Origin of the sequence: Chryseobacterium culicis (assembly GCF_002979755.1) — a bacterium.
Lineage (GTDB): Bacteria > Bacteroidota > Bacteroidia > Flavobacteriales > Weeksellaceae > Chryseobacterium > Chryseobacterium culicis_A.
In genome coordinates, this window is record NZ_PCPP01000001.1 from 118,363 (window position 1) to 135,703 (window position 17,341).

The 17,341-nt window shown below is 36.2% G+C and carries 15 protein-coding genes and 13 tRNA genes; 26 read left to right on the top strand and 2 right to left on the bottom strand.

Features of this window, described 5'->3' with window-relative positions:
* Positions 1-8 precede the first annotated feature (8 nt).
* Together CQ022_RS00585 and CQ022_RS00590 are read left to right on the top strand one after the other, a co-directional pair.
* Entirely contained in the window at positions 9-836 is an 828-nt protein-coding gene (locus CQ022_RS00585; protein WP_105684312.1) for an SIR2 family NAD-dependent protein deacylase, read from the top strand.
* Positions 837-842: 6 nt separating this feature from the next.
* Positions 843-1,628, top strand: coding sequence for a TatD family hydrolase (locus CQ022_RS00590; RefSeq protein ID WP_105684311.1), 786 nt, complete (start codon positions 843-845; stop codon positions 1,626-1,628).
* Positions 1,629-1,688: 60 nt separating this feature from the next.
* Here the strand turns inward: CQ022_RS00590 and deoD are convergent, their stop codons facing one another.
* Both deoD and CQ022_RS00600 read right to left on the bottom strand, forming a co-directional pair.
* Positions 1,689-2,399: a purine-nucleoside phosphorylase gene (deoD, locus tag CQ022_RS00595; RefSeq protein WP_105684310.1), complete on the bottom strand. Its 711-nt coding sequence runs from the start codon at positions 2,397-2,399 to the stop codon at positions 1,689-1,691.
* Positions 2,400-2,476: 77 nt separating this feature from the next.
* Positions 2,477-3,349, bottom strand: coding sequence for an AraC family transcriptional regulator (locus CQ022_RS00600; protein ID WP_105684309.1), 873 nt, complete (start codon positions 3,347-3,349; stop codon positions 2,477-2,479).
* Positions 3,350-3,458: 109 nt separating this feature from the next.
* Between CQ022_RS00600 and CQ022_RS00605 the strand changes: the two genes are divergently transcribed.
* The 24 genes from CQ022_RS00605 to CQ022_RS00715 all read left to right on the top strand — a co-directional run bounded on the left by CQ022_RS00605 (position 3,459) and on the right by CQ022_RS00715 (position 17,323).
* Complete coding sequence (locus tag CQ022_RS00605) at positions 3,459-4,601, top strand: acyltransferase family protein (protein WP_105684308.1); 1,143 nt, start codon at positions 3,459-3,461, stop codon at positions 4,599-4,601.
* Between the two features lie 7 nt (positions 4,602-4,608).
* On the top strand, positions 4,609-4,998 hold the full coding sequence (locus CQ022_RS00610; protein WP_105684307.1) for a VOC family protein: 390 nt from the start codon (positions 4,609-4,611) through the stop codon (positions 4,996-4,998).
* Between the two features lie 324 nt (positions 4,999-5,322).
* Complete coding sequence (locus CQ022_RS00615) at positions 5,323-5,979, top strand: hypothetical protein (protein ID WP_165791709.1); 657 nt, start codon at positions 5,323-5,325, stop codon at positions 5,977-5,979.
* Positions 5,966-6,547 (top strand): DUF4919 domain-containing protein, encoded by a 582-nt coding sequence (locus tag CQ022_RS00620; protein WP_105684306.1) that lies wholly within the window; start codon positions 5,966-5,968, stop codon positions 6,545-6,547. The genes CQ022_RS00615 and CQ022_RS00620 overlap by 14 nt, the downstream gene beginning before the upstream one ends.
* 12 nt (positions 6,548-6,559) lie before the next feature.
* Positions 6,560-7,693 carry an AAA family ATPase gene (locus CQ022_RS00625; protein WP_105684305.1) on the top strand — a complete coding sequence of 378 codons (1,134 nt, stop codon included), beginning with the start codon at positions 6,560-6,562 and terminating at the stop codon, positions 7,691-7,693.
* On the top strand, positions 7,666-8,409 hold the full coding sequence (locus CQ022_RS00630; RefSeq protein WP_105684304.1) for a hypothetical protein: 744 nt from the start codon (positions 7,666-7,668) through the stop codon (positions 8,407-8,409). The genes CQ022_RS00625 and CQ022_RS00630 overlap by 28 nt, the downstream gene beginning before the upstream one ends.
* On the top strand, positions 8,400-10,778 hold the full coding sequence (locus CQ022_RS00635) for a hypothetical protein (RefSeq protein WP_105684303.1): 2,379 nt from the start codon (positions 8,400-8,402) through the stop codon (positions 10,776-10,778). Before CQ022_RS00630 ends, CQ022_RS00635 begins: the two co-directional genes overlap by 10 nt.
* Positions 10,768-12,465 carry a hypothetical protein gene (locus CQ022_RS00640; RefSeq protein ID WP_105684302.1) on the top strand — a complete coding sequence of 566 codons (1,698 nt, stop codon included), beginning with the start codon at positions 10,768-10,770 and terminating at the stop codon, positions 12,463-12,465. The genes CQ022_RS00635 and CQ022_RS00640 overlap by 11 nt, the downstream gene beginning before the upstream one ends.
* Positions 12,458-13,480 (top strand): hypothetical protein, encoded by a 1,023-nt coding sequence (locus CQ022_RS00645; RefSeq protein WP_105684408.1) that lies wholly within the window; start codon positions 12,458-12,460, stop codon positions 13,478-13,480. Before CQ022_RS00640 ends, CQ022_RS00645 begins: the two co-directional genes overlap by 8 nt.
* A gap of 283 nt (positions 13,481-13,763) precedes the next feature.
* The gene (locus CQ022_RS00650; protein ID WP_164976820.1) at positions 13,764-13,892 is read left to right on the top strand and encodes a penicillin-binding protein; all 129 of its coding nucleotides are present in this window, start codon (positions 13,764-13,766) and stop codon (positions 13,890-13,892) included.
* 569 nt (positions 13,893-14,461) lie between these two features.
* Positions 14,462-14,534: transfer RNA gene (locus CQ022_RS00660), tRNA-His, on the top strand.
* An 8-nt stretch (positions 14,535-14,542) separates the two neighbouring features.
* A tRNA-Arg gene (locus CQ022_RS00665) sits at positions 14,543-14,616 on the top strand.
* 8 nt (positions 14,617-14,624) lie between these two features.
* Positions 14,625-14,698 (top strand) — tRNA-Arg (locus CQ022_RS00670).
* A gap of 8 nt (positions 14,699-14,706) precedes the next feature.
* Positions 14,707-14,778: transfer RNA gene (locus CQ022_RS22825), tRNA-Asp, on the top strand.
* A 68-nt stretch (positions 14,779-14,846) separates the two neighbouring features.
* Positions 14,847-14,918, top strand: a tRNA-Pro gene (locus CQ022_RS22830).
* Between the two features lie 6 nt (positions 14,919-14,924).
* Positions 14,925-14,996: transfer RNA gene (locus tag CQ022_RS00675), tRNA-Glu, on the top strand.
* A gap of 5 nt (positions 14,997-15,001) precedes the next feature.
* Positions 15,002-15,075: transfer RNA gene (locus tag CQ022_RS00680), tRNA-Ile, on the top strand.
* Positions 15,076-15,079: 4 nt separating this feature from the next.
* Positions 15,080-15,151, top strand: a tRNA-Asn gene (locus CQ022_RS00685).
* A gap of 489 nt (positions 15,152-15,640) precedes the next feature.
* Positions 15,641-15,724, top strand: a tRNA-Tyr gene (locus CQ022_RS22835).
* An 84-nt stretch (positions 15,725-15,808) separates the two neighbouring features.
* Positions 15,809-15,880, top strand: a tRNA-Glu gene (locus CQ022_RS00690).
* A 372-nt stretch (positions 15,881-16,252) separates the two neighbouring features.
* Positions 16,253-16,328: transfer RNA gene (locus CQ022_RS00695), tRNA-Leu, on the top strand.
* A gap of 81 nt (positions 16,329-16,409) precedes the next feature.
* Positions 16,410-16,482, top strand: a tRNA-Phe gene (locus CQ022_RS00700).
* Between the two features lie 184 nt (positions 16,483-16,666).
* Positions 16,667-16,737: transfer RNA gene (locus CQ022_RS00710), tRNA-Trp, on the top strand.
* A gap of 100 nt (positions 16,738-16,837) precedes the next feature.
* Positions 16,838-17,323 (top strand): ribonuclease H-like YkuK family protein, encoded by a 486-nt coding sequence (locus tag CQ022_RS00715; protein ID WP_105684299.1) that lies wholly within the window; start codon positions 16,838-16,840, stop codon positions 17,321-17,323.
* Positions 17,324-17,341 lie beyond the last annotated feature (18 nt).

Genomic DNA, 17,341 nt, shown 5'->3' on the forward strand with positions numbered 1-17,341 from the left:
TAAAAATCATGGAAGAATTACAATCAATTTTACATACCATTATCAAAGAGAAAAAAGGATATATTACATTTCTTACCGGAGCGGGAATCTCTGCAGAAAGCGGTCTTCCAACATATCGCTCTATTGATGGAATCTGGATCAAAGGTACTAAGTACCATCGTCCGGAAGAATTTGGAACATTAAAATATTTCAGACAAGAAACAGAAGAAGTCTGGCAGTACAATCTTTTCTGGAAGAAACTTATTGAAGAAGCACAACCGAATGAAGGACACTTTGCACTGACAGAAATAGAAAATCTTCTGGGAGAGAGATTTAAGCTGATCACTCAGAATGTAGATGGCCTCCATCAAAGAGCTGGTACCCGAAAAGTTTATGAAATCCATGGAAATAAACAGAAAGTACGTTGTTCAAAAGAATGCAGCGAACCTATTGACTTTCCTGAAAATGTGAAACAGAAAGAATATACTGAAGATCTTACACCAGAAGATATTGAAGGTTTGAAATGTAAAAAATGTGGAAGCTGGCTAAGACCTCATACATTATGGTTTGATGAGTCTTATAACGAAAAATACTACTATTTTGATACCGCCTATGATATTGCTGATCACACAGATATTTTATTTGTCATCGGAACTTCAGGATCTACGGCACTGCCTGTCAATATTGTAGAAACAGTAAAAATAAGAGCCAAATGGATTGTGCTTATCAACCCTGAAAGTGATACTTATTTCGATTATATTCTGAAAGGAAGCAAAACACTCTGTTCAATCCGGGAAAGCAGTACATTGGCATTACCACAATTAAAGACAATGATTAAAGAAATAATAAAAATTTAAAAACAAATGAACACATACATTGATATTGGCATTAATCTGACCAATAAACAGTTCTATAATGAACACGAAGAAATTATCAACCGCGCTTTGGATCAAGGGGTAGAACATATGATTCTCACCGGAACCAGCGTAAGAGGTAGCAAAGAATCTGCTGAAATTGCAGAAGAATATCCGGAAATTCTATTTTCAACAGCTGGAATTCATCCTCATGATGCCAAATCATTTAACGGCGAAAGTATTAATGAACTCAGGAAATTATTGAAACAAGATCATGTGATTTCAGTAGGTGAGTGCGGACTGGATTTTGATCGGGATTTCTCTCCGAGACCCATTCAGGAAAGATGTTACAAAGCTCAGCTGGAGCTTGCAATAGAAGTTGATAAACCGCTTTTTCTTCATGAAAGATCTGCATTTAAAAGGTTTAATGAGATCACAGACGAATACCTTCCCCAATTACCTGCAGCCGTAGTACATTGCTTTACCGGAACATTGAACGAAGCAAAAACATATCTGGATAAAGGATTTTATTTAGGGTTCACAGGCGCAATCAGTGATGAAAAAAGATTTAAACACCTGGAAGATGTTATAAAATATGTTCCTCTTGACAGGATGATGATTGAGACAGATGCTCCTTTTATGCTTCCGAAAAATATGCCCAGAATGCAAAACAGACGGAATGAACCATCCTTTTTACCTTACGTAGCCCAAACGGTTGCCTATCTGAAGAGGATCAGTATTTCTGAGGTGGCGGATGAGACTACAGAAACGGCCAGAAATTTTTTCAAACTATAAAAAAGAGCTCTACTGATAAAGTAAAGCTCTTTTTTTATAGCGAATTTGCTTTTCCGGTTCTTATAAACTCTTTATTGCCGATTCCAAAGCCAGCTCCATCATTGGATTCAACGCTTTTTCTCTTTCGTCAGCAGAAATTTTCTCATGGGTTGGGATAATATCCGTTACCGTAAGAATAGTCGCTGCATTTTTTCCTAAATGTTGAGCATTGGCGAATAAACCGAAAGCTTCCATTTCTACTGCAGGACAGTTGTATTTTGTAGCAATTTCCGGAGTTGCAGGATCTTTTCTGTAGAAAATATCACTACTGTGGATATTGATGGCTTTAGCATTTAATGATAATTCTTTAGCCGTTTCATTGATGGTCGTAAAGATATTCCCCTGGTGAGAAAGGATTTCATCTTCAATTCCCCATGCATATTTGGCATAAGTACTTTCGCTGGCCGCTTTATCAATATTTAAAATATCAAAAAGTTGAAGATCTGTGTTGTAAGCACCACAAGTCCCGATTCTGATGATCGTATCTACTTCATACTCTGTAAACAATTCAAAAGAATAAATTCCGATACTTGGGAATCCCATTCCACTTGCTCCTACAGTGATTTCTTTACCCTTATAAAGACCTGTATAATAAAAAATTCCTCTGGTTTTGCTTACCAGTTTAGCATTTTCTAAATAATTTTCAGCAATATACTGTGCACGAAGCGGATCCCCCGGCTGCAATACTACTTTAGCAATTTCTCCTTTTTTTGCACTGATGTGAATACTCATAATGTTTTTTTGAATGGGACAAAGATAGCAAATATGTGAATAGTGAACAGACCATCCGGTAGGTTATCACTTTTTATCTATTGTATTTCTGACGTTCTGGTATGTTCTGCATTCTTCCTGAACTGTGTTGGAGGAATGTTTTTAATTTTCTTAAAAACTCTGTTATAATATGGAATATCACTAAAACCCGAAGCAATACAGATTTCTGCTACAGACAATTTTGTCTTCAATAACATTTGGCAGGAAGACTCTATTCTAAATTCTGTCAGATAGGTGAAAAAAGATTTTCCGGTCATTTTTTTGAAAAAAACACAGAATGAAGATTTTTGCATTCCTACAGATCTGGAGATCTCTTCCAGTGTAATATTCCGTTGGAAATTATTTAGAATGAAAAGATATATTTCCTGCAGCTTTTTTTCTTTTTTGTTTTCAGAAACTGGTCTGCCGACAATCTGCATTTCTTTACAGTAAGAAATTAACTCGAGTAATTGTATAAAAGAAGAAAGTCTCTCTATACTATTCTGATCAATCATCGAAGTCATTAAGGTCTGAAGCCTTTCTAACAGTTCATTTTTAAAAGAAACCGCATTTTCATTGCTTTGAAGCTCAGAAATACTGTTCATCAGTTCTGGAAAAATATTTTTACAGTTTTCTAAAAAAACGTTTTCAAAAACAATCGTAATGTTCTCAATGTTCCCTTTACTGTCATGAACAGATTCATCAAAAGACCAGCAATGAGGTATATTGGGAGGAATAAGAATGACCTCACCCTTTGAAAAGTTTTCCACAATATCCCCAATAATTCTCACACCACTTCCGGTAATAATATAAGACAATTCCCAGGTTTCCTGCTGGTGTAACGGAACCTGCTGATTCCATTTGATATGAACATGGTCGAAATGAAAGGTATGGGTTCTTGCTTTTGGATAATATTTTAAATTTTGCTTCATTTAAGAAATAATAATCACAATAATGTAAATATAAGACAATGATTGGAGAATATAGAACAAACTTTTTGAGGTAAGACCTTCTATTTTTGCATCAAATCTTTATTAAAATATGAATCAAACGTTATCTGTTTCTCAATCAAAGCCTCATTATGAAATTCTTGATGGCCTCCGTGGTGTAGCTGCCATCATGGTTGTATTTTTCCATGTTTTTGAAACATTTTCCAATGGAGATCATACAAAGCAGATTATTAATCATGGATATCTGGCAGTAGATTTTTTCTTTATGCTTTCCGGATACGTGATCAGTTATGCTTATGATAACCGATGGAACAACATGACATTGAAAGACTTTTTTATCCGTCGTCTTGTGAGATTACAGCCGATGATCATTATTGGCTCTTTGGTTGGGGCTGTTTTATTCTATTTTCAACATTCGGAAGGATTGGGATGGGGGGGAATTTCCGCTACTCCTGTTTGGAAATTACTATTGGTCATGTTCATTGGAATGACGGTTATTCCGGTAGGTAAAAGTCTTGATATCAGGGGCTGGAATGAGATGCATCCTTTGAATGGTCCATCGTGGTCACTGTTTTTTGAATACATTGCCAATATTATGTATGCTTTGGTGCTAAGAAGAGTTTCCAAAATCGTATTAGGAATTCTGGTGTTGATGTCAGCTGGGTTTACCATTTATTATGCATTTACCAATCCAAATGGAGATATCATCGGAGGCTGGTCTATTGATGATGCAGCACAAATGAAAATAGGTTTTACAAGGTTGGCTTTTCCTTTTTTGATGGGAATATTTTTAGCAAGAGCAGTATCACTGAAATTTACAAAAAATGCTTTTTTTACAACCAGTATTTTATTGATCGTTTTATTTGCATTTCCCCGCTTGGGAGGAACTACCGCACATTGGCAGAATGCTTTATATGAATGCTTTGTTTTAATGATTATGTTCCCTGTTGTTATTCTGCTGGGAGCCGGAGGGAAAGTTACCAATGAAAAAACAAATAGGTTCTGTAAGTTTTTAGGTGATATTTCATATCCGATATATATCACCCATTTCCCATTGGTGTATGTCTATATGGCATGGGTTGTAAATGGTAAACATACATTGGACGAACCTCTGTCATGGATTTTAGGATTTATAACTGTATCAATTTCAATAATTCTAGCATACTATTCCATGAAATTCTATGATATTCCTGTTAGAAAATGGTTGAATAAAAAATTAATTTCAAACAAATAAAAAAGAAATGAAAATCGAACACATTGCCATCTGGGTTAAAGACCTTGAAAAATCAAGAGCGTTCTATCAAAAGTATTTTGGAGCGGTTTCCAATGAAAAATACCATAATCCTGTTAAAAATTTTCAATCCTATTTTTTAAGTTTTGAAAATGGCTGTCGTCTAGAAATCATGACCAGACCGGATATTAAAGAAAGTGAAAACTCTTATGAATCCCAGCAGTATGGAATCATTCATCTTGCATTTTCCGTAGCCAGTGAACAAAAAGTAGATGAGCTTACAGAACTATTGAGAAATGATGGATACCAAATTGCAGGAGAGCCACGGACCACAGGAGACGGATATTATGAAAGTGTAATCCTTGATCCTGAAAATAATATCATTGAAATCGTAGCCTAACCTGTCATTGCGAGGAGCTCCAGCGACGAAGCAATCTCATATAGGTTGGAAAAATGCAAAGGCGCAAAGATGTTAAACATTATGCTGTTTTAAGGCGCAAGAAAATCAAAGATTTTTAACAAAAATACTTCGTAGTGATTTACTTTATTAGAATGATAGTTCACTGTATTACATTTTATCGAAGATAAAATCTTTGCGCCTTACTACATTGCCTATATTAAATTTTGCGCCTTTACGTTTTCCAATACTTTAATTCCATATTTAACATGAAACTTCTTCCCAAAAATTTTATTCTCAACGAAATAATTTTATTTTTGTTAGATCATGGAAACCAAGTCACCGTTTTTAGACACGATCTTTTTGCTTCGTAAGGAAGAATGTATTACTCTTTTTTCAAGCTTACAGAAAATTTCCCCTCAGGAAGAGGCGGATGCAGGAGATTATTTTGAAACAGAATTCGAAAAAGAAAGACTTGAGTTTTTATCTGATCAACTGACTTATAACAAAGAAGCTGCCGTATGGGCTGCAAAAGTGCTCTATCACAGTGCACAGCTTTATCTCATCAGAGAAAATACAGAAAAAAATATTGAAAATCTTATTCCCGGATTTAAAGGAACCCGGGATATTTCTTCTATTTTATCCGCAGACTTATCATTAAGGTTTTTACCGCCAGTGATTGTTGCTTTAAACTCTGTAGATCCTGAAGACCATTTAATTGCTATGCTGGAAGATATTCTGACCCAGTTTCACTATTCCGGAATAGGATATGATCTTAACCTGAAGAATGTGAACTGGAAGGAAGAATTAAAAGACAGTACTTACCGGAAGTTGTATCTGGAAAGAATTGTTGAAAAAAAAGATTATAAACTGGCAGAAATTCCGTTTATTAATAAACTACTAATAGCCGAATTCGGAATGCACAAAGATGCCTTCTGGCGAGAACTAAAAACTATAACCGAAGACCACAATGAAAACCTATGAGAAAGTATTTGAATTTTTAACCGATCCAACCAAAGAAACTTTCCTGAAATGCCGTGAAATGGTACTCAGTGATCCGGAATACGATCCCTATTCGGAAGATATTGAAAACATGCAGGTTTTATTGAATGAAGGGAAATTTGAAGAGGTTGTACAATATACCAATGTCAATATTCTGCTAAGCCCCAGGGCACATATTTATAAGTATTTTGCTTACAAAGAATTGGGTGATGAAAAAGGCAGGAATATTGAAATGACAATAGCACAGCCTATTTTTGAATGCCTTGAAAAAACAGGTGACGGAACCAAAGATTCTCCCTATATTATCACAAGAATTTCCGATGAAAGAGATCTGATCAGGCAGCATTTTAATAAACACGATGTTTCACAAAGTCTGATCAAGGAGGGAAATAAGATGATGGACGCACTTACACTGGATGATGGAACGCAGTTATACTTCGATATCAAAGATCCTTACCAGAGACTGGCTTTTTCATTCAGCAAAAGAAATGAAGAGGTAGAAAATAAAGAAGAACAGAAATCAGAGAAGAAAAAGTGGTGGAAATTTTAATTTTTTAAATCAATGAATCAGAATATAAATCAGCTTAATACAGTCCTTAACTACGTAAAAGATACTTTTGTAGGTAAAAATGATGTCGTAGATCTTTTGGGAATATGCCTTTTGGCAAGAGAGAATGCCTTTTTATACGGACCTCCGGGGACTGCAAAATCTGCGATTGTCAGAACTCTCGCTAAAACAGTAAAAGACGGCAAAAATTTTGAATATCTGCTAACCCGTTTTACAGAACCAAACGAGATTTTCGGCCCTTTTGATATCAGAAAACTGAAAGAAGGTGAACTTCTGACCCACACGGAAGGAATGATGCCCGAAGCTTCAATGGTCTTCCTGGATGAGATCTTTAATGCCAATTCTGCAATTTTGAACTCACTTCTGACAGCGCTCAACGAAAAGATCTTTAAAAGAGGAAAAGAAACAAAACACTTACCAGCATTGATGTTTGTAGGGGCAAGTAACGTTCTTCCAGAAGATGAAGCACTGAATGCATTATTTGACCGTTTTCTGGTAAGAATTAATGTAGACTATGTAAATCCCGAACTCTTGCAGCAGGTACTTTTAGCCGGAAGAAAACTGGAGAATGATGAAGAAACAGAAGTTCCGGAAATCCATGCCGATGAAATCAGACAGCTCCAGAGCCTATGCCGGACAATAGATCTTAAACCTATTTATGAAGTATATCTGAATACCATTATGAGTCTTAGAAATACAGGGATTGCTATTTCAGACCGTAGAGCCGTAAAACTTCAGAATCTGATTGCCGCAAGTGCCCTGATCTGTGGGAGAACAGAAGCCGTACTTTCTGATTTATGGGTGTTGAAACATATCTGGGATACAGAAGAACAGATTGAAATTCTGGAAGGAATTATCAACAGAACGATCGAGAAAGATGATCATCCGGATTCCCATCCACAGGCAATGCATAACAAAACTCCCAATCCGGAAGAAGTCATGAAAGATGTGAAGATTCTGGTGGAAAAATGGAATGAAGGAATGCTGAGTTTTGAAGAACAAAACGTAATAAAAGACAAACTGAGATATCTGCAGACCCGTTGTGAGTGGATCAGAAATCAGGATCAGAAACAATATATTCAGCAAGAAATTGAAAGCTTATGGCAGAAGATTCTTCAAAGTGTTTAAAAGAATTCTGGGCAGAAATTCCCCGGGTAGATGAAGATTTTCTGGGCTCAATCCGAGACTGGAAAAACGTTCAGATTGCTGTAGATGATGAAACAATCTGGTTGAAAGGATTTACGGATGAACAGGCAGTAGCTTCTGAAATACAACAATTGCCGGATTTTATTTTATATGAACTTCGTGATGGACTTTTATTCAGAAAAGATGCTTTAGTTCCCAGTAAAAAAATGAGAACAGCTTTGCTTTGGATTCCCATAGACAAGGCATTACAGCTTCGTCTTCCTCCTTCGAACCAAAACTATTTTGGAATTCAGGAACAGATTCAGATAAAACTGAAAGAAAGTGATGAAGAACAGACGGTCATTGCTCTGCTCAGCAACATTGCTGATATTAAAGAAACTATCGTCACTTTGCCTAAGTTTAAACTGGAAAAAATACAATGGACGTTACTGGGAGATAAAGCCCTGTTTATAGGCGTTCCATTATTAAGCTTTCCCGGAAAAGCTTATTGGACCAAAGACAAACATCTGCTGCCTGCCGGTCTGGATTTTGAATTTAAAAATGTAAGTATGCTGTTGCAGCAGAAATATAATAAAGAGCTTGAAGGATGGTTGTTATGGGATGAAGATGGAAATAGTATTTTAATAAAAGATTCTGATTTTCGTCCCCTGTCCATAAGCTCATTCCGTCTTACCGAAAAATCAAGAGAATGGAATTAAAGACTTATTTCCAATCCTATGAAAACTACTTTTGGGAATGGAAAACGGATGAAGATGTTCCCGGTGACTCCGGTTATCATGAAAATAATCTCCTCTCCATCCCCGGAGTGGGAGCAATTGCTTACAGGCCTTATGTAATGGAGATTCTGAAAGAACTTCAGCCGCAGGGATGGCCTCCGTTTGGAGCATTGCTTATGGTTTTGTACGCCATGCAGGATGGTTATACAGATTTTGCCGGTCCGTTGAGACGTACAGTAGATTTTTACAGTGGAGAAGATTTTGAGTTCAATGCGGAAAAACAAATTGAATTTCTTGAAAAAATAGAATCCCTTCCCCAAATTTATAAACAGAAACAAAATAGAATTGTACTGCTGCTGACTTTATTTAATAATGGTTATAACAGAGTAGCAATCCTTCAGGCAGAGGTTAGTCTAAAAATCTACTATAAAAGACCTCATGAGCTTGCCATAAGCGCAGAAAAAAAAGATGCTGATTCATTAGTTTTGAAAAAAGATCTGAGTGCTTTGGATCTGAACGAAAAATTTCCAACCGTACAATCCATCATTGATGCTATGAAAGGTTTGATTGATGAGCCAGAGCTTGAAGATGAAGTGGTAGAAGAAGAAACAACGGCTAATACGGATAAAGATTTTATCAAAGAATTAATTGATGAACCCAAGACCTTCCAGGTAGGAAGCCTCATTAAAAGAATATGGAGCGGGCTGAAAATTCCGATGCGCCATCTCTCTCCCGGTGAACAGCCTATCGGAGGAATTTCTGATATGACCAATAAAGGTGATTTTCACAGAATGCTTCTCACCGAATTTGCCAATGAAGATGATGTTTTCATGAATCGTGTGGCAAATAATGAAGCCCTTTATATTCAAAGAGAAATTCCCCCTGAAGAAAATATTTTTGAAAGAATTATCCTGATTGATACTTCCCTCAGAAACTGGGGAACTCCAAAAGTTTTGGCTTATGCTTCTGCAATAGCCATTATCAAACATCCGAAAGCCCATTCCGAATGTAAAGTTTTTGCCCTAGGTCAGACAAACCTGCCCATTGCACTTAACAAAGTGGAAGAAGTGGTGGAAAACCTCAATCAGGTAAGTCCTGTACTGGAAGTTTCAGAAGTTCTGGAAAAATTTTTTAATGAACACCATTCACAAAAAGATATTGAAGTTTTCTTTATTACCCATCAGGACAATATGGATGATGAGAAAATTCAGCGGGTTGTATACCAGAACAGAGATCAACTGAAGTTTTTGGTGACAACAGCCTCAGATGGTGAAATTAATTTTTATAAACATCATAAAGGAGCAAGAAAACATATTCAGAAAATAAAACTTCCATTGCAGGAGATGTGGGCCAATCCGCCACAGCAGAAACAATCTGCTCAGAACTTCAATGGAAAGAAAACAGATCTTCCGCAAAATTATCCGATCTTATTCCCAACCCCCGTTAATAAGATTGCTAAGTTCTTATATGAAGGAGAGTTTTTCATTCTGAGTTCAAAAAAACAATTGCTGAAGACTTATCTTTCCGATAATTATTATGACAGACATTCCTATGATTATTATAAAACACATCATGGCTGTGAAGTACTGTTTGATCACATTTCCATAAAGCCCAAAGGACAGTTTGCTCTTGCAAAAAACAGACAGCAGCAGTTTATTCTGTGCCAGTATCAGTCTGGTCAGAAACTGATTTCAAAGCTTAATCTTAATACTGGAGAATATTCTGAGCAGAATCTTACAGGGATGAATATTCCGGAATTTTACATACTGATTTATTTTGGACGAAATTTTTATTTGCATCACCCTGACAATGCTACCCATTATAAAATCAATATGGATGGGAACATTTCTATAGAACCTATTACCGGAAAAGAAAAAGAATTTGAAAAAAATACCATAAAAGCAGAAGCCGAAGTGGCAAAATTGCAGGGAAGCGGTTTGAGAATTGTTAATAATTTCAATAAGATCGGAATCAACACCTTTCAAAATCTGGTTGTTTCAGGAAATGAGTTATACAGTGCTTCTGAAAACACCCTGGATTTTTCCAAAAATAAATATGATATTAAAATTTTCGCAGAGCAGAATAAAAATAAATTTACATTTCCGGATGGAAGTGAAATTATTACCGATTCACGGGGAATGCTGACTTTCAGAAGCAGTAATAAAAGCATTGAAGAATTCTTTATTCCCTCCACATTGGGTGGCTTTCTATCATTGGCGACTTATACGGAATTTGGTGGCTCAGAATATTATCTTCCGGAGCATGCCCTGTTGAAGGTAAGAACCATGGATGATATGTGTGATAGGTTTTTAAAACCGTTTATAGAACAGATTTTGGATTATGGAGCTTAGAATAAAACCTTTCCCGAAAAATAATTTTCCCAAAAAAGGACTTTTGATCAGAGGCTCTTCACCTGTGGTATGGCTTCAGGAAATGGAAATCCTTGGAATCAATTTGAACCAGGTCAGATCTTATGCTATTCCGGCGGATACTCCCAATGTGCTGTATGGTTGTTTTCTGGTTTTTAATGACCATGCTCCACAGGAAATAGGCAGAAATGCTTACTTTCAAAATGTGGACGACAGGCTTTTCATTCCTGAAAATACAACTTTTTATCCCAAAATAAATCCGGAAGACTGGGCACAGCTTGATTCCCGTTTTCTGATTATGCATCCTGAATTCGGATTGGTAAAACTGTCTGAAGAAATTGACTGGATTGCTCTGATTCAACAGCCCGGAAAGATAGATGAAAGCATCAGAAAACCTCTGAAAGGCGTTTCAATTCCTCAAAAAATAGAAAGCTATACGGTTGAAATAGATGATGAAAAAGTCATGGAAGCATTACAGCCAAAACAAACCGAAGAAGAATGGATGAATAACCTTCCGTTTGACCTTAAAAAAGTAATGGCCGGGAACAAAAAAGAAATAGAGAAATATTTACAATATATTGAAAAATATCCTGAAAGAGCTGTGGAATTGGGCATTTCTCTGGATGTTATGGGAACTTCTCGAGGAGACGGCTTTGGTAAGTTTACCTGGCTGGAAGGATTATTTGGCGGAGGTTCAGGTGGGAAAACAGAAAGTGCAGGAACAAGGAATTTTCGTAGAGTATTCTGGGCGCTCATTATTGTAGCTATTGTTTTAAAGATAGCACTGCCTTCAGATAAAACAAATTCAGAGCAGGAAGAACATAATAATTCATCAGGAACTATTGTAAACAATGCCGTAAAGGCACCTTCTGATATGATTGCTTTTCAGTCCGGAACGTCGGAAATTGATCTTAAGATAGATTCAATGTATCATCAGGAGAGAAAAGGATTGTCCCAAGAACTTATTCATGCGGGAATTATAGAATCCAAAACAAAAGAAGACAAAGAAAACTATAAAAAAGCAGGTGGCAGAGAGGTAAGTGAAATAGGAAGAGATATCAGTAAGCTTGTGAATAAAGAAAAACAAAGCCGAGATTCATTAAAAACCATTTACACTAAGAAAATTACAAAACATGTTGAAGAAAAAACTGAAAAGCTGAAACGCAAAATTTCAGACTCTCTGAAACAGTATACCAAAGGAAAACCTGTGAACGGTGATGTGGTAAAATATCTGCTGAAAAGGAGGAAGGCTTTAATGGCTGATTCACTTGGGAAACTTTACGGGACATTGGATATCGTGGACCCTTCTTCTGCTTCCATAGACAAATCGAAAGTAAAAGGCTTGGGTACAGAAGGTACTCCGCTAGAGAAAAAGGCTCCGGTTTCAGATATTCTGTACATGGTTATTCTCATGATTGCCGGAGTAGGATTGTATTCATTTCTCTTTAAAAATAAATCATTACATCTTGGTGGAGATAATGTACCGGCATGGATTAAATTTATTTTAATAACAATCCTTGTGGTTATGCTTGTGTATCTATTTTATCCACTGGTGAAAATGTTCGGATACAACTGGTTTGTATGGATACTTGTGATGGCTGTGATGTTACTTCTTTATCGTCTTTTCAGAGAAGATAAAACCATTTTAAAATCCGATGATGATGAATAGACAGAAATTTATAGACAAATTTATGGCGGCATTCGTGCTGCTGGCGATGTTTAAGATTATCGGAATTGTTGCCCAGCTATTCCATGAAAGTTTCTGGAGTGTGGCAGGAACATTGGGTATTTTCTTAATTGTGGCATTTATTATCCTCATTGTGATCACTTCCTTAAAAGATAAAGAACAAAACAACAGAAATTCAGCAGGACGTAAAGGCAGTGGGAGCAGTAGTTTCTATCTGGAAAACTCACTTTTTGACAGAATCCGGAGCAAATATGAAGAGCTGGCCGAAAAATATATTGCTGAAAAAGATTATAAAAAAGCTGCGAGAGTTTATATGAATCTCCTTCAGGATAACTACAGAGGAGCAAAAACATTAGAAAATGGTGAACTCTACAATGAAGCAGCAGTAGTATACCTAAAAAAGCTAAACAATAAATCCGATGCTGCCGTTTGTTATGAAAAAGCAAAGCAACATAAAAAAGCCATTGATCTTTATAAAGAAATGGAGCAGAAAGAAAAAGTAGGAGATCTCTATAAAGAAATCAACGACCTTAAAAATGCTCATCACTATTATCAAATGGTTGCTGATGATTATGTGAAAAACAGTCAGATGGTAAAAGCTTCTTTGGTATACCGCAGAAAAATGGAAAAAACAGAAGAGGCTCAAAAAGTTTTACTGAAAGGATGGGAAGAAGATAAAGATGCCTTCAACTGTTTGAATAATTACTTCGCCAATATTTTTGATATTAAAAAGTTGGAGTCTGAGATACAGAATTTATATGAAAAAGCTCCGGCTCACAAAAAAATAACGTATCTGGACGTTATGAAATATGAATTCAAGAAAGATCCGAAACTCCACACCGTTACAAGAAATATAGCTTATGAAATCATTGCTGAAAAAGTAAGCACCCGATCCGAAATTGTAAATGAACTGAAGTTTTTTAATCCTAACGATGAGGTGATTTTGAAAGATATCTCAAGATTCAAAACAGGAAGAAATAAAATGTTCAGAAATTAAAAAACTGAAAATAGAACATCCGCTTCATCTAATCAATGTTAATTGATTTCTCTTAGCTCCCTTAAAATAATTGTTTAAAGGAATAAAAACTTTGCGTTTAAGATAGCATAGCAATTTTGTTGGAAAATCGCAAAGACGCAAAGTTTTATCGGAGATAAAATCCTCGCGCCTTAAAGCACAATTTTTTGATGTCATTTTGCGTTTTTGCGTCTTCAAAATCTTCCCAAACTTGTGAAAACTATAAAATAATATCAAAAAAGATTTATCTTTGCACCAGAAAATTATGACAATACAAAGAGCACATATCAATGCAGAACTATTCGAAAGTCCTTCTAATAAAGGATTATTTGGACGTGATGAGGTGATATGGAATGAGGCGAAATGTGCTGACTTTGGAAATTATTTACTATAAACTTGTAAAAAATTAAACAAAATACAACAGAAACGCCTCGAAAAATCGAGGCGTTTTTTGTTTTTTAGGTCAGAAATTATTTAGAATGAAAAAAAATAACCATAAACATGAAAATTTTTTAATAAACAATGAAACTTTAATACGATAAAATAGAGTGATAAGCAACCCGGTGAGAGACAGTCATTTAGGTAATTAAGATATCCGCAAAATATTGCGGACAGAAATTCTCTATTCTAAAAATAAGACGTAATTAATTGATTATCAATAATTTAATTTGAAAATTTATTTGCGGATTCCAAAAATTCATATTTACTTTGCAACCGAAAATTGAAAGCAACAGGTTTTCAGGATTCAGTTAAAAATAATTTAGAAACAAACAAAAATAAAATGAAACAGTTACACAGCATATTCAATCAATATTCAAGACTATTCGGACAGGAACCGACAGGTGTTGCGTGTATTCTTGATCGTGGAATTGTGGATAAAAGGTGCTTATATACGTGGGTCAGCTAATGATCTCTTACGTTAAAATATATGAAGCGCCTCCCGAAAAGAGGCGCTTTTTTTATGGTTTCTTTAGCTTATTTGGTAAAGCGTCGGTCTGTGGAACCGGAGAACAGGGTTCGATCCCCGGAGATACCCCAATATAAAATCTCATAGCTCAATTGGATAGAGCGTCGGTTTACGACACCGAAGGTTGAAGGTTCGAGTCCTTCTGAGATTACAAAAAACGGTTCCGTAGCTCAACTGGATAGAGCATGGGTTTTCTAAACCCAGGGTTAGAGGTTCAAATCCTCTCGGAATCACAAAAAAAGGTCTATTGAGGTAATGGCTAACCTGCCCGACTGTCTCTTGGGCACTGCGAGTTCGATTCTCGCATAGACCGCAAAGATTCATAAAAAATTTCGGTTCCGACTGTCTCTCGGAAAAGGATTTTAAAGTGAATCTGCAAAACTGGAAAGATAACGGTGGTTGTTTACCCGCCTTGGACGCGGGAGGTCGCAAGTTCGAATCTTGCTTTCCAGACAATTTGTTCCATTAGCATAGTGGTAAGTGCATTCGGCTTTCTACCGAACGACAAGGGTTCGATCCCCTTATGGAATACAAATGATTTCGTAGCTCAAGTGGTTAGAGTGTCGGTCTGATACACCGAAGGTTGAAGGTTCGAGTCCTTCCGGAATTACAATGATTTTGTAGCTCAATGGCAGAGCACCGGTCTGTTAAACCGGAAGTTGAAAGTTCGAGTCTTTCCAAAATCGCAGGTAACTAATTGTTAATTATTTCAGGAGAAAAAGTAAAAGTTTGTCGAGAGCAGAAGATCTTTACGCCAAACACAAAAAATACAGACAGGCTTTTCTTCTCTCCGGATGAATTAGAAATTAAAAAATATCATTTATAAATTTTTAGGTAAAAATAAAGTTTGTCGAGCGCAGAAGTTCTTATATCAAACAAATTAAGACAGACTTTATTTTTTAATCTGATGGTTCGCCGAAGGGGAAGAGTCGGGGCGGTCTGCAAAACCGTTGTGTAAACTGAGTGGGTTTGAATCCCATAACCATCTCAAGAAAAGAGATCAAATTGTAGAAACGGGAATGCCCGGGAATACAATCACTCTTATGAAATATCCTTTATTAATAAAAGAAAAAGGCTGTCGAGCGCAGAAGATCTTTAGTTAAACATTCAATAAAGACAAGCCTTTTCTTTTTTCAAAGGAAAAATGAGGAATTACTTATTGCTCATAAAAATCCGGAAGTACGCCGAAGTTGGAGAGTCGGGGCAGACTGTAAATCTGTTGCTTCATTGCTGAGTAGGTTCGAATCCTACTACTTCCACCCAACCACTGATAATGTAATGGCAGCATACAGGAAATGTACTCTTGTTGTTTAGGTTCGATTCCTGGTCAGTGGGTTATTAATGCTCTATTCGTCTAACGGTGAGGACGCCTGCCTTTCGAGCAGAAAATAAGGGTTCGATTCCCTTATAGAGTACTGGATGTGAATAACTGGTCAATATTGAATTGATTTAATACCATGAAAGTTCAGATTTTAAAAAAATTGGCCAGTTGCCATTCACACAAAAAATGAAGAAAAGAGAAAAGGACTGTCAAGAGCAGAAGATCTTTAGTCAATAAAAATGGACAGCCTTTTACTTTTTTAAAACAAAATACATTAGGAAATGAGAAAGGTTTGTCAAGCACAGAAGATCTTTACAAACACTAACAGGCATAGTTTATCAACAGACAGAGCTTTCTCAAACCTATACATAATATGAGTAATAAGCAATGAGCAATGAGTAATAATGAAAATAGAAAATAGAAAATATTACTTATTACCAATTACTCATTACTCATAAAAAAATCTGCGGGAATGGTGGAATGGCAGACACTCTTGATTTAGGATCAAGCTTTTGGGGGTTCGAATCCCTCTTTCCGTACCAAAAAATATAAATGATAAGACATCAATGATCAATTATTGCTACGCACTTCATCAATCATCATTGATCAATTATAATATAATCGGAAGAGTAGTGTAGAAGGTCTGCACGTTAGTTTGAAAAACTAAAGGTACAGGTTCAATTCCTGTCTGTTCCACAAAAACATGAATGATAAGTAATGAGCAATGAGTAATCATTGATACCTGACTCGTTTCTGGCATTACTCATTACCAATTACTTATTACTCATTAATTTAAGTCCTGATTCATAGTGTAATAGGCAGCACACAAGATTTTGATTCTTGGAGTTTAGGTTCGAGTCCTAATGAATTAACAATACTTACTCTGATAGTGTAATGGCAGCATCTCAGTCTCCAAAACTGATGGTATTGGTTCGAGTCCGATTCGGAGTGCAAAAAATAGAAATAAGAAACTAGACGTTAGAAATTATGACAGCTAGTGATCATTTATCAATTATCAACAATCATTTATGAATTAAAACATGTAGAAAAAATGGAAACGCAACAACAAACATGGCAGAATATGAACGGGAAATTTTTCCAAAACTCTATCACACAGCTGGTAGAAGAAGCCATCATCCGCGAACAGGCAAACGGACACCGTCTGAAAGTATGTGTGGGATCAGACTCTCATGTATACGGAGATGCCATCAATTATGCTACGGCAGTAGTATTTATTCGTGAGGGAAAAGGAGCGTTTACCTTTATCAGAAAAGAAAGAGAAATACAGAGTATCAGTATCAAGGAGCGAATGCTTAATGAGGTTAACAAATCCGTAGAAATTGCATATGCTATCTGCTCTGTGTTGGATACTTATGGTGTGGAAATGGAGGTACACGCAGACATTAATACCGATCCCGATTTTAAATCCAACGTAGCATTGAAAGATGCAATGGGATATATTCTGGGAATGGGATATGTGTTTAAAGCAAAACCTTTTGCCTTCGCAAGTTCCAATTGTGCTGATATGATGGTGTAATAAAGCGGGAAGCTTAAA